The organism is Bacillus sp. cl95, from assembly GCF_900115925.1.
GTDB lineage: Bacteria > Bacillota > Bacilli > Bacillales > Cytobacillaceae > Neobacillus_A.
Genome location: NZ_FOYF01000014.1, coordinates 16,044 through 27,173 on the forward strand (window position 1 = coordinate 16,044; position 11,130 = coordinate 27,173).

Sequence of the window (11,130 nt, forward strand, 5' to 3'; positions counted from 1 at the left end):
GGTTAGTACTAAATACGTATATTCCCTTACATTTGATATTAACACACTACATTTTTATTTAATGGACATAAGATAAAAGGAATTTTTGAGCTTGGCTATTGAACAACTAAAATGGGGGTTAAATGATGATTGAAAATAACGAGGAAAAAAGTGACATAAACAATGGTATTACTGCAGACAATGAAACTTTAAAGAACCTAGCCGGCAATTTGTTGAAAAATGAAAAGTCTTTGGGTTCTATCATGCAACTGGCAACAACTCTTCTAAAAAATGATTCTCTCCTAAATTCTATTTCGGAACGGGCTGTATCCAATCAGAATTCTAAAAATCCTGTTTCTAAAGATGCTGAAAAACAAGGAAATATATTGCCTTCTGTTAACCAATATCATGAGAATTTTATTAAGGATATTTCTCTAGAGCTTTCTTCTTTATCTAAGAAACTAGATCATATCACTAAAGATATTTCAGAGTTAAAAATAGAATTGAAGAAGTTAAAAGAACAGAACTTGAAATTACCTAAAAAAGGTAAAAAATAACATTAAAAAGGGTTGGAGAATAATCTCCAACCCTTGATATTCCACTTTTTTATGCGTGGGCTACATCATGCCGCCCATTCCACCCATACCGCCCATTCCGGACATGTCAGGCATTCCAGATCCAGCTGGTTCTGGCTTGTCAGCAACTACAGCCTCAGTTGTTAAGAACATTGCTGCAACTGATGCAGCGTTTTGAAGAGCGTAACGAGTTACTTTAGTTGGGTCAACGATTCCAGCTTCGATCATGTTTACCCATTCGCCAGTAGCAGCGTTAAAGCCCATTCCTACTGCTTCTTTCTTCAAGCGATCAACGATAACTGAACCTTCAAGGCCAGCGTTGTGAGCGATTTGGCGTACAGGCTCTTCGATTGCACGAAGAACGATGTTGATACCAGTTTGCTCGTCACCTTCAGCTTGGATAGCAGCAACTTTATTGTATACGTTAAGAAGTGCAGTACCACCACCGGATACGATACCTTCTTCAACAGCAGCACGAGTAGAGTTCAAAGCATCTTCAATGCGAAGCTTGCGCTCTTTCAATTCTGTTTCAGTAGCAGCACCAACTTTAATTACTGCAACTCCGCCTGCTAATTTAGCAAGACGCTCTTGTAATTTTTCACGGTCGAATTCAGAAGTAGTTTCTTCTAATTGAACACGGATTTGGTTAACGCGTGCACCGATTTGTGCAGTGTCGCCAGCGCCTTCAACGATTGTTGTGTTTTCTTTCGTTACAACAACCTTAGAAGCACGGCCTAAAGATGCGATTGTAGCAGACTTAAGGTCGCGGCCTAATTCTTCAGTGATTACTTCACCGCCAGTTAATGCAGCGATGTCTTCAAGCATTGCTTTACGACGATCACCGAAGCCTGGAGCTTTAACAGCTACAGCATTGAATGTTCCGCGAAGTTTGTTCACTACTAGAGTAGCAAGTGCTTCACCTTCAACGTCTTCAGCAACAAGTAATAATGGCTTGCCTTGTTGTACCACTTGCTCAAGAACTGGAAGGATTTCTTGGATGCTTCCGATTTTCTTGTCAGTGATTAAGATATAAGGGTTATCAAGAACTGCTTCCATTTTATCAGAATCAGTTACCATGTATGGAGAAGCATATCCACGATCGAATTGCATACCTTCTACTACATCAAGTTCTGTAGTGAAGCCTTTAGACTCTTCGATTGTGATAACGCCGTCGTTACCAACGCGCTCCATTGCTTCAGCGATCAATTGGCCCACTTCTTCGTCAGCAGCAGAAATTGCAGCAACTTGTGCAATTGAACCTTTACTTTCGATTGGCTTAGAGATAGCTTTTAGCTCTTCAACAGCAGTAGTAACCGCTTTTTCGATACCTTTACGGATCCCCATTGGGTTAGCACCAGCTGTTACGTTCTTAAGACCTTCACGGATCATTGCTTGAGCAAGAACTGTTGCAGTTGTTGTACCGTCACCAGCAACATCGTTTGTCTTGCTTGCTACTTCAGCAACAAGCTTAGCACCCATGTTTTCGAAAGCATCTTCTAGTTCGATTTCTTTCGCGATTGTTACACCATCATTCGTGATAAGTGGTGAACCGAATTTCTTTTCAAGAACCACGTTACGTCCTTTTGGTCCAAGTGTTACTTTAACAGCATTTGCAAGTGCATCCACACCGCGAAGCATTGCGCGACGAGCGTCTTCACTAAACTTAATGTCTTTAGCCATGATAAGTAAACCCCCTCGATAAATTTAGAATTTTAATTATAAAAAGTAAGTAGTTTCGGATTATTCGCCAATTACAGCAAGAACGTCATTTTCGCGAAGCAACAAGTACTCAGTTCCTTGGTATTTCACTTCTGTTCCAGCGTATTTTGAGAAGATAATGCGGTCGCCAACTGACACTTCAAGTGCAACGCGCTCTCCACTTTCAAGGACGCGGCCAGTACCTACGGCAACAACCTTACCTTCTTGTGGCTTTTCCTTAGCTGTGTCTGGTAAAACAATACCGCTTGCAGTTTTTTCTTCTGAAGCAACAAGCTCAATGACAATGCGATCACCTAGTGGCTTTAACATTTAAAAAACCTCCTCAATAGAAATATGTAAGTTTATTAGCACTCTCATCACTCGAGTGCTAACACAATTAATATATTAATAAATCCGCTCCCACTTTGCAAGTATGTAGCTAATTTTTTTTGAAAAGATTCTTATAGTCTCATCAATCTACAAGAACCGACAGAAGATGATATTTAGACGACATTGACCAACCTTCACAAGTTTGCTCTAACGCTTGTGTTTTATACAGTTGTTAAACATTGAAATGTATTCTTGTTTACGAGTAGAATGAAGAGTAACGGACTTCATTAAAAGGAGATAGATTTGTGAAAAAAGAGTATTGGATTATTTTAATCATATATATTGGCATGCAATTTTCCAGCCTTGTTGGGGTTCCGCTTTTCTCTTTTGCTGGTACTTTACTTGGGCAGGATGGAAAAAATGCAGAAATCCTCTCAGTCGCGTATTGGTTGGTGTTCAGTTTTTCCGTTACACTCATACTGGTCCTTTTCCTACTTAGAAAAGAAATGAGTGAATCTCGCTTCAACCGATCTACTGACCAATCTATGGGAAGTAATATTGGATGGGGGCTAGCAGGAATATTTCTTGCAATGGCCTCACAATCTATCGCTGCCAGCATCGAAAATATGCTAGGCGTGGAAATGGGTTCAAAAAATACCCAACAGATCATTCACATTATAGAAACGTTACCGATCGTCATGCTTGTCAGTTCCATTATCGGTCCCATCCTAGAAGAAATCGTTTTTCGAAAGATCATTTTTGGATCGCTATATAAGAAGTATAACTTTTTCATTTCAGCTTTAATAAGCTCAGTTATCTTTGCATTAGCCCATTTTGAACCTGAGCATATTCTTTTGTATTCTGCCATGGGCTTTACGTTTGCGTTCCTGTATGTAAGAACCAAGAACATACTCGTACCGATTTTTGCCCACGTCGCAATGAATACAATTGTTGTTTTGATCCAGTCTATATACAAAGAAGATATTGAACGTCTTATTAAGGAAACAGAAAGTATCCAAAACTTTATCGGAGGATTTTAATGCGTCAGACACCTTTGTTTTCCGGCATTATTTATGTGTTTTTAGGAATTTTATTTACTTACTTTGCGATTCAAAACGTGAATGAAGATGGTTGGGGGTTATTTTCCTACCTTCTTGTCGCCTTGGCCACATTTGATCTTGGCACTGGAATAAGAGCAATCTTATTTCATTTTAAAATTAAGAATTCACAAAAAAAATGAGTCCAATCCGGACTCATTTTTTTATTCTTCTTCTTCACCTGTTGGATAATGTTTAAGGAAATAGATGAGTGACTGTAACTCAACTGCCAAGTCGATGTGGTGAACACGAATGGAAGCTGGTACATTCAATCGGGCCGGTGTAAAATTCAATATGCCTTTAACGTTCGCTTCCACAAGTCGGTCCGTAATACTTTGTGCTACAGGAGCAGGCACCGTTAAAATGGCAACCTGAATATTCTGTTCCATCACTTTTGCTTCCAAGTCATCCATATGATAGACAGGCACATCACCGATGGATGTATCCACTTTGCCTACTTCAACATCAAAAGCAAGCTCAATTTTCGTATTGTTATTTTTCAAGAAATTATAATTTAGGAATGCTGTCCCCAAATTACCTACACCGATAAGTGCTACTTTCGTCAATTCATCTTGGTCGAGCGTCTTACTGAAAAAACTCACCAAATAATTAACGTTATAACCATAGCCTTTTTTGCCTAGTGCACCAAAATAGGAAAAATCCCGACGAATAGTGGCTGAATCCACTTTTACAGCTTCGCTAAGTTCAGCAGAAGATACACGCAATTTACCAGATGAGTGCAGGTTCTTAACAAAACGATAATATAAGGGGAGCCTTTTGGCCGTCGCCTGCGGTATTTTCATTGATTCATGATTCATTGTTCATTTCCCCCTCCTCATTAGAATGTTTGGATTATTTGACGCTGTCCGTTCTTTTAAAGTCACCGTTTTTCCCACCGGACTTTTCCATCAAATAGGTTGGACCAATGACCATGCCTTTGTCTACTGCTTTGCACATATCATAAACGGTCAATGCACAAGCGGAAGCAGCTGTTAACGCTTCCATTTCCACACCCGTATTCCCTTTTGTCTTCACAAGTGCAGATATATGTAAAATATATTCCTCTTCGCTAAATTCTTCCCATGAAAAAGAAATGTCTACTCCCGTCAATGACAACGGATGACACATTGGAATGATGTCCCATGTTTTCTTAGCGGCCATGACTCCAGCGACTTGGGCAACTGCAAGAACATCGCCTTTTTTCATTTCCTGACGAGTAATTTTCTCATAGATTTCTTTTTTCACTTTTATACTTGAATACGCCAAAGCCGTTCTTGTTGTGATGGGCTTATCGCTCACATCGACCATCTTGGCACGGCCTTCTTCATTAAAATGAGTAAAATCTGACATGTTACAAACACCTCTTAATCAAAATGATACACCATTTTCCTAATTTTGTGTGTGAACTTTGTAGCATATTTCACATATTTCAATTATGGCGGTTTGTTATAAGTTCATTCATTGCTCTAGCTTATTGAATACGTTACACTATTTGTAAGTATAGAGGTGAAAGATATGATTTTATTACAAGTAAATCAGCTATCAAAATATTATGGCGCTGAGCTTATTTTATCGAATATAAAGTTAGAAGTAAAAACACGCGACCGTATTGCGCTAGTTGGAAGAAATGGTGCGGGTAAATCCACCCTCTTAAAGATTATTGCAGGACACCTGTCACATGATGGCGGCGAAATCATGAAGCCCAAAGAGGTAACAATTGGCTACCTTGCTCAAAACACAGGATTGGAATCTAGCTTATCCATCTGGGATGAGATGTTGACCGTCTTTGATTCTCTTCGGAAAATGGAGCGCAATCTTCGTCAATTGGAAGAACAAATGTCTGAGCCATCCGTCATGACCGACCCGATAAAATATGAACGAGTCTTAAAGGAGTATGATGTCCTTCAAGTTCAATTTAAGGATGAAGGCGGTTATCAGTTTGAAGCAGATATCCGTTCTGTCTTGCATGGGTTGAACTTTAGTACATTTGATTACTCTACCAAAATTTCATCCCTAAGTGGCGGACAAAAAACGCGCTTGGCTTTGGCGAAACTGTTGTTAACTAAACCTGACATCTTAATTCTTGATGAGCCTACCAACCACCTTGATATCGAAACACTATCTTGGCTCGAGCAATACTTACAAGGTTATGAGGGAGCCATTTTAATCGTTTCGCATGACCGTTACTTCTTAGATAAAGTCGTGAATCAAGTATATGAAATTTCAAGAAACCATATTCAAAAGTTCCCAGGAAATTATAGCTCTTATCTCGATCAAAAAGCTGAAAACTTTGAACGCGATATGAAGATGTATGAAAAGCAACAAGAGGAGATTGGGAAGCTGCAAGACTTCATTCAACGTAACCTGACGCGTGCTTCAACTACGAAGAGAGCACAAAGCCGTCGCAAGAAACTTGAAAAGATGGAAATGCTCGATCGTCCGCAGGGAGACGAGAAATCCGCTTCCTTTTCATTTGAGATAGAACGTCAGAGCGGTAATGATGTTCTGAAAGCTGATGATCTTGCAGTCGGTTATGGTAACGACAAGATATCACAGGGTCTGTCCTTCCGGATTTCACGTGGTGATAGCATTGCTCTTGTCGGACCAAATGGGATTGGTAAGTCTACCTTGTTAAAAACACTTGTAGACAAAATTCCTCCACTCGCTGGAACCTTTCAATTCGGATCGAATGTAACAATTGGTTACTACGATCAGGAACAAGCAGAACTCACTTCGAATAAGCGGGTCTTGAACGAGCTGTGGGATGACTATCCGCTAAAGAATGAAAAGGACATCCGCACTGTGTTGGGAAATTTCCTCTTCTCAGGTGATGACGTTTTAAAAAATGTTTCAACGTTAAGTGGCGGTGAAAAAGCTAGACTTGCTCTTGCGAAGTTAATGATGCAAAAAGCAAATCTGCTTATTTTGGACGAGCCAACGAATCACCTTGATTTAGATAGCAAAGAAGTTCTAGAGAATGCCTTAATCGATTATCCTGGAACGATCCTCTTCGTCTCGCATGATCGTTATTTTATCAACCGGATCGCTTCGAAGGTCTTTGAACTTAGCAAAACTCAGAATCAGGAGTTCTTGGGCGACTATGACTATTATGTCGAGAAGAAACAGGAAATACTTGAGCTAGCAGCTTTAGCTACTAAGCCTTCTGTCGCATCTAATGTTTCAACTGCTTCAGATAAGACGTCTTATCACCAGGATAAAGAATCGAAGAAAGCTGAAAGACAAAAGAAACGCAGGCTAGAAGAAATCGAATCAAGAATCGAAGAGCTTGAAGCAATTATTGCTAGCAATGAGGAGCAGCTCTGCCTACCTGAAGTTTTTCAGGACCATGAAAAAGTACTTGAAATTAACACAAGTAATGAACAGGCAAAAACGGAGCTTGAAGCCCTCATGGATGAATGGGCCGAATTGGCTGAATGATATAATTACAAACGGGACTTCAGATGGAAGTCCCGTTTTATTTTAGCAGTGAATACACATAAGTATCATATGGCTCTCCATCTTGGTACATATAATTCCTTAAGATGCCTTCCTGTTGGAATCCTAGCTTCAACAGAAGTTTGTTAGACGATTGATTTTCTATAAAGACAACTGCACCAATTCGAGTTAAACCGAGTACTTCAAAGCTGTAAGAGAGAATTTCTTTTACTGCTTCACTTGCATAACCTTTTCGCCAATAATCCGGATGGATTTCATATCCTATTTCTGCTCTTTTATGTTTAGGAGACCACGCATTCAAACCTATAGTCCCTATGATTCCTTCAGTCCCTTTCATTTCTATTCCCCATCTAATTCCTCTTTTTTCTTCATAATTCTTAGAAAAAAAGGTGATGAACCCTTTTGCTTGTTCTCTATCCTGTAACTGCTCTTGCCCATAATACCTTGTCACTTTTTCGTTTGAAAAACAATCATAAATACCGTCTATGTCTTTTACGGTCAACTCTCTTAAGTGCAATCTTTCTGTTTCTAGATTTGGAAACAAGTGATTCTCCTCTTTTCTATAAACTTAACATTTTATTTCTCCACAAGGTTACCCACAGTATAAAGCTAATAAAATGTGTATCTCTTAATAGTTATACACACTTTCCACAAAACCCTCTTTATTTATCCACATTACCCACAAAAAACGTCTATTTTATCCACATAATCACATAAACTCTTTAAATTTTTAAAAAGTTATTAACAATCTTACTGTTTTTCCGAAAAAAAATCCCTCTTTTACTCACAAGAGGGATTTTTTGTTGCTATTCGCTATCTAATTCTAAACCTGGGTTTGCATTTAATGCGTAATCAGCTCGTTTTCCTTTTTCAAAAAAGATACTTCCGGCTGCTGCAATCATTGCGGCATTGTCTGTGCAAAGTGAAAGAGGTGGAATGACCAACTCAAAGTTTTCCCTTTTCGAGAAAGTCTCTTCGAGAGCATTGCGTAAACCTTTGTTCGCCGCTACTCCTCCTGCTAACAATAATTGTTTAACCTGATATTTTTCTACAGCACGTTCAGCCTTTTTAACTAATACTTCTACGACACTCTGTTGAAAACTAGCAGCAAGATCTTCAGGTGCAATTTTTTCCCCGCGCTGCTCGGCGTTGTGAACCGTATTAATAACAGCCGATTTTAGGCCGCTAAAGCTGAAGTCAAAGGATCCTTCTTCAAGCCATGCTCTTGGTAAGTCAATAACAGGCTTACCTTCATGTGCTAAACGGTCAATATGTGGGCCCCCTGGATATGGCATGCTTAGTGTTCTTGCCACTTTATCATATGCTTCACCCGCAGCGTCATCCCGAGTTTCTCCAATCACTTCAAAGATCCCATGTTCTTTCATATAGACCAATTCAGTATGTCCACCTGATACTACAAGTGAAATAAGCGGGAAATTCATTTCCGTTACTAGACGATTGGCGTATATATGGCCAGCAATATGATGGATGCCGATTAGAGGAATATTATGTGCGAATGCGAGTGCCTTAGCAGCATTTACCCCAATTAATAGAGCACCTACGAGTCCGGGTCCTTCTGTAACAGCAATTGCGTCGATATCAGAAAAACCAATTTCAGCTTTTTTCATTGCTTCTTCAATAACTAAAGTGATTTGTTCAACATGATGCCTTGACGCTATTTCAGGGACTACGCCCCCAAATCTCTTATGACTTTCAATTTGAGATGCGACCACATTTGTGATAATCTCTGTTCCATTTTTTACGATGGCCACTGCGGTTTCATCACAACTCGTTTCGATCCCCATGATTATTTGATCTTTTATCATATATTCACCCACATAACCAAACCATCTTCCTGGTTGTCTGTATAATAGTTTTTCCTAAGGCCACCATCTTGGAAACCTAATTTCCTATATAGTGATTGTGCTACATGATTAGATACCCTTACCTCTAACGTCATTGTAATAACACCTTTTTCTTTGGCTACCTCAATCAGTTTTTTCATGATTGCTTCGCCAAGACCTTTACCACGATATTCCGGAAGCATGGCCACATTCGTGATATGCGCTTCATCAATGACAATCCAAGTACCACAATACCCAACGACTTTCCCCTGATCTTCAAGAACCAGGTAGAGTGCAAAACGGTTTTTGTGTAATTCGTTATAGAATGCTTCCTTGCTCCAAGGCGTAGAAAATGAAGCATGCTCAATCACCAAGACCTGATCGATATCCTCCTCTTTCATCTCTCGAAAGACTATAGTATCATTCATATCAAACCGTTCCTTTTCCACTCGGCTGATTTGCCTCTAGCCACTTCGCCTCAGCCTCTGCCAGTCTAATATAATTTGGAACAAAAGTGTGCACGTCTTCTTCTTTTCTGTCCATTCCCAGTAAAGCTAATTCCGCAGGACGAGGATTATGTTCTGTACTAACAGCGAAGTTTGCCTGTTCACCAAGAGCTCTCTCAAATGTGTCCCGATGTATTGGCAAATCATTGCCGACAAACAAGATTGGTCTTTTTTGTTCGGATAAAATAGAAGCCCATTGTTCTGCCATGATGAGCTTGTCTGCTTCAACCGTTTGCAAGTTGCCTTCACGGTACTCATACAATCCCGTATAAATTTGTCCCCGACGCGCATCAAAAATCGGTGATACGTATCCATCAAAATATCTTCCAACTGATGCAGCCAATATTTCTATACTAGAAACACCCGTAAGTGGTTTGTTGAGAGACCATGCCAATGTCTTCGCTATTGTTACACCAATTCTTACCCCCGTGTAAGATCCAGGACCTTTTGCTACGACAATTTTATCGATGTCTGCAGGTACTAAACCACAATCCTTTAAGAGCATATCAATAGCAGGCATGACCCTTACGGAATGATTTAATTTCATATTTGTAATGTATTCGCCAATGACTTTATCCTTTTCAATTATGCCTACGCCTAAGGCATAGTTAGAAGTATCTATCGATAATACCTTCATGAAATAATCTCCTTACACAATTCCTCATATCTTGTTCCTTTTGGTTGTAGACTTATTTTTCGCCCGCCTTCATGATGGTGGGTTAAATAGATCGTTAACCTTTCGTTCGGCAATTGCTCTTCAATTAAGTGGGCCCATTCAACGACAGACACACCCTCGCCTTCAAAGTATTCATCAAAACCTAAATCTTCAAACGCATCTTGAACACGGTATACATCCATATGGTACAGGGGCAGGCGTCCGCTATATTCTTTAATAATTGTAAAAGTTGGACTGCTTACCGTTTTTTTGACTTCAAGACCTGCAGCAAGACCTTTAGTAAAAGTCGTCTTACCGGCTCCTAAGTCACCTTCTAGGGCAATTAAATCGCCTGGAATTAACATTTCACCGAGTCTACGTGCAAAATCCATTGTCTCACCTGATGTGGTCGTTATCTTTTCATATGTGGCCATTCTATCACCTTTTCTACTTTGAAGAAGTCTGTATATTATGGATCATTGAGTTAATAAAAAGATTCCTTATTAATTAGCCAAAAAAACCTTAGGATTGACTCCTAAGGATTGTGATTCTACCTATATGTAGTGTACATGATTTTGACTTTTAGAGCAAAGATTCATGGTTTTCAACCTATTTTTAGACATAAAAAAACACGAAACTTGGTTTCGTATTACTCTACTAAAATATTAAAATGGCGGTCCCGACCGGGATCGAACCGGCGATCTCCTGCGTGACAGGCAGGCATGTTAACCGCTACACCACGGGACCATATTACAATGTGTTTTCTTGCTAATTCATTAAAAAATGGATTATTGCGGGGGCAGGATTTGAACCTGCGACCTTCGGGTTATGAGCCCGACGAGCTACCGGGCTGCTCCACCCCGCGACGATAATAATAATAAGCAATATTTAATTAAAACAGCCCGGCGGCGTCCTACTCTCACAGGGGGAGAGCCCCCAACTACCATCGGCGCTGAGAAGCTTAACTTCCGTGTTCGGTATGGGAACGGG

The 11,130-nt window shown here is 39.9% G+C and carries 13 protein-coding genes, 2 tRNA genes and 1 rRNA gene; 4 read left to right on the forward strand and 12 right to left on the reverse strand.

What is annotated here, in order from left to right:
• The first annotated feature begins 122 nt into the window (after positions 1 to 122).
• Positions 123 to 536, forward strand: a complete 414-nt coding sequence (locus tag BMZ31_RS19645; protein WP_139206635.1) for a hypothetical protein — start codon at positions 123 to 125, stop codon at positions 534 to 536.
• Between the two features lie 60 nt (positions 537 to 596).
• Here BMZ31_RS19645 and groL read toward each other — a convergent pair whose 3' ends face one another.
• Both groL and groES read right to left on the reverse strand, forming a co-directional pair.
• Positions 597 to 2,234 carry a chaperonin GroEL gene (groL, locus tag BMZ31_RS19650; RefSeq protein WP_090833619.1) on the reverse strand — a complete coding sequence of 546 codons (1,638 nt, stop codon included), beginning with the start codon at positions 2,232 to 2,234 and terminating at the stop codon, positions 597 to 599.
• A gap of 60 nt (positions 2,235 to 2,294) precedes the next feature.
• Complete coding sequence (gene groES / locus BMZ31_RS19655; RefSeq protein ID WP_090833620.1) at positions 2,295 to 2,582, reverse strand: co-chaperone GroES; 288 nt, start codon at positions 2,580 to 2,582, stop codon at positions 2,295 to 2,297.
• A gap of 305 nt (positions 2,583 to 2,887) precedes the next feature.
• On the opposite strand from groES, the gene BMZ31_RS19660 reads away from it, so the two are divergent.
• Both BMZ31_RS19660 and BMZ31_RS19665 read left to right on the forward strand, forming a co-directional pair.
• Positions 2,888 to 3,622 carry a CPBP family intramembrane glutamic endopeptidase gene (locus BMZ31_RS19660; protein ID WP_090833621.1) on the forward strand — a complete coding sequence of 245 codons (735 nt, stop codon included), beginning with the start codon at positions 2,888 to 2,890 and terminating at the stop codon, positions 3,620 to 3,622.
• Positions 3,622 to 3,822, forward strand: a complete 201-nt coding sequence (locus BMZ31_RS19665) for a YdiK family protein (protein WP_090833622.1) — start codon at positions 3,622 to 3,624, stop codon at positions 3,820 to 3,822. Before BMZ31_RS19660 ends, BMZ31_RS19665 begins: the two co-directional genes overlap by 1 nt.
• Positions 3,823 to 3,843: 21 nt before the next feature.
• Here BMZ31_RS19665 and BMZ31_RS19670 read toward each other — a convergent pair whose 3' ends face one another.
• Together BMZ31_RS19670 and moaC are read right to left on the reverse strand one after the other, a co-directional pair.
• On the reverse strand, positions 3,844 to 4,497 hold the full coding sequence (locus BMZ31_RS19670) for a redox-sensing transcriptional repressor Rex (RefSeq protein ID WP_090833623.1): 654 nt from the start codon (positions 4,495 to 4,497) through the stop codon (positions 3,844 to 3,846).
• 34 nt (positions 4,498 to 4,531) lie between these two features.
• Entirely contained in the window at positions 4,532 to 5,029 is a 498-nt protein-coding gene (moaC, locus tag BMZ31_RS19675) for a cyclic pyranopterin monophosphate synthase MoaC (RefSeq protein ID WP_090833624.1), read from the reverse strand.
• A 165-nt stretch (positions 5,030 to 5,194) separates the two neighbouring features.
• Between moaC and BMZ31_RS19680 the strand changes: the two genes are divergently transcribed.
• Positions 5,195 to 7,117: an ABC-F family ATP-binding cassette domain-containing protein gene (locus tag BMZ31_RS19680; RefSeq protein WP_090833625.1), complete on the forward strand. Its 1,923-nt coding sequence runs from the start codon at positions 5,195 to 5,197 to the stop codon at positions 7,115 to 7,117.
• A 37-nt stretch (positions 7,118 to 7,154) separates the two neighbouring features.
• On the opposite strand, the gene BMZ31_RS19685 is transcribed toward BMZ31_RS19680, so the two are convergent.
• The 8 genes from BMZ31_RS19685 to rrf form a co-directional block, all read right to left on the reverse strand.
• A complete protein-coding gene (locus BMZ31_RS19685; protein ID WP_090833626.1) occupies positions 7,155 to 7,679 on the reverse strand; it encodes a GNAT family N-acetyltransferase in 525 nt (174 codons plus the stop codon).
• A gap of 262 nt (positions 7,680 to 7,941) precedes the next feature.
• Positions 7,942 to 8,961, reverse strand: a complete 1,020-nt coding sequence (gene tsaD, locus BMZ31_RS19690; RefSeq protein WP_090833627.1) for a tRNA (adenosine(37)-N6)-threonylcarbamoyltransferase complex transferase subunit TsaD — start codon at positions 8,959 to 8,961, stop codon at positions 7,942 to 7,944.
• Positions 8,958 to 9,407 (reverse strand): ribosomal protein S18-alanine N-acetyltransferase, encoded by a 450-nt coding sequence (rimI, locus tag BMZ31_RS19695; protein ID WP_090833628.1) that lies wholly within the window; start codon positions 9,405 to 9,407, stop codon positions 8,958 to 8,960. The genes tsaD and rimI overlap by 4 nt, the downstream gene beginning before the upstream one ends.
• Position 9,408: 1 nt before the next feature.
• Complete coding sequence (gene tsaB, locus BMZ31_RS19700) at positions 9,409 to 10,122, reverse strand: tRNA (adenosine(37)-N6)-threonylcarbamoyltransferase complex dimerization subunit type 1 TsaB (protein ID WP_090833629.1); 714 nt, start codon at positions 10,120 to 10,122, stop codon at positions 9,409 to 9,411.
• Positions 10,119 to 10,574 carry a tRNA (adenosine(37)-N6)-threonylcarbamoyltransferase complex ATPase subunit type 1 TsaE gene (tsaE, locus tag BMZ31_RS19705; protein ID WP_090833630.1) on the reverse strand — a complete coding sequence of 152 codons (456 nt, stop codon included), beginning with the start codon at positions 10,572 to 10,574 and terminating at the stop codon, positions 10,119 to 10,121. The genes tsaB and tsaE overlap by 4 nt, the downstream gene beginning before the upstream one ends.
• A gap of 237 nt (positions 10,575 to 10,811) precedes the next feature.
• Positions 10,812 to 10,887 (reverse strand) — tRNA-Asp (locus tag BMZ31_RS19710).
• A 44-nt stretch (positions 10,888 to 10,931) separates the two neighbouring features.
• Positions 10,932 to 11,005, reverse strand: a tRNA-Met gene (locus BMZ31_RS19715).
• A 35-nt stretch (positions 11,006 to 11,040) separates the two neighbouring features.
• A 5S ribosomal RNA gene (gene rrf / locus BMZ31_RS19720) occupies positions 11,041 to 11,130 on the reverse strand; the annotation flags it as partial.

Bases quoted from the DNA above. Each gene is read 5' to 3' on its own strand.
- BMZ31_RS19665 (WP_090833622.1), top strand. From the start codon at position 3,622: ATGCGTCAGACACCTTTGTTTTCCGGCATTATTTATGTGTTTTTAGGA.
- tsaB (WP_090833629.1), bottom strand. From the start codon at position 10,122: ATGAAGGTATTATCGATAGATACTTCTAACTATGCCTTAGGCGTAGGC.
- tsaD (WP_090833627.1), bottom strand. From the start codon at position 8,961: ATGATAAAAGATCAAATAATCATGGGGATCGAAACGAGTTGTGATGAA.
- BMZ31_RS19680 (WP_090833625.1), top strand. From the start codon at position 5,195: ATGATTTTATTACAAGTAAATCAGCTATCAAAATATTATGGCGCTGAG.
- groL (WP_090833619.1), bottom strand. From the start codon at position 2,234: ATGGCTAAAGACATTAAGTTTAGTGAAGACGCTCGTCGCGCAATGCTT.
- groES (WP_090833620.1), bottom strand. From the start codon at position 2,582: ATGTTAAAGCCACTAGGTGATCGCATTGTCATTGAGCTTGTTGCTTCA.
- rimI (WP_090833628.1), bottom strand. From the start codon at position 9,407: ATGAATGATACTATAGTCTTTCGAGAGATGAAAGAGGAGGATATCGAT.
- tsaE (WP_090833630.1), bottom strand. From the start codon at position 10,574: ATGGCCACATATGAAAAGATAACGACCACATCAGGTGAGACAATGGAT.
- moaC (WP_090833624.1), bottom strand. From the start codon at position 5,029: ATGTCAGATTTTACTCATTTTAATGAAGAAGGCCGTGCCAAGATGGTC.
- BMZ31_RS19645 (WP_139206635.1), top strand. From the start codon at position 123: ATGATGATTGAAAATAACGAGGAAAAAAGTGACATAAACAATGGTATT.
- BMZ31_RS19670 (WP_090833623.1), bottom strand. From the start codon at position 4,497: ATGAATCATGAATCAATGAAAATACCGCAGGCGACGGCCAAAAGGCTC.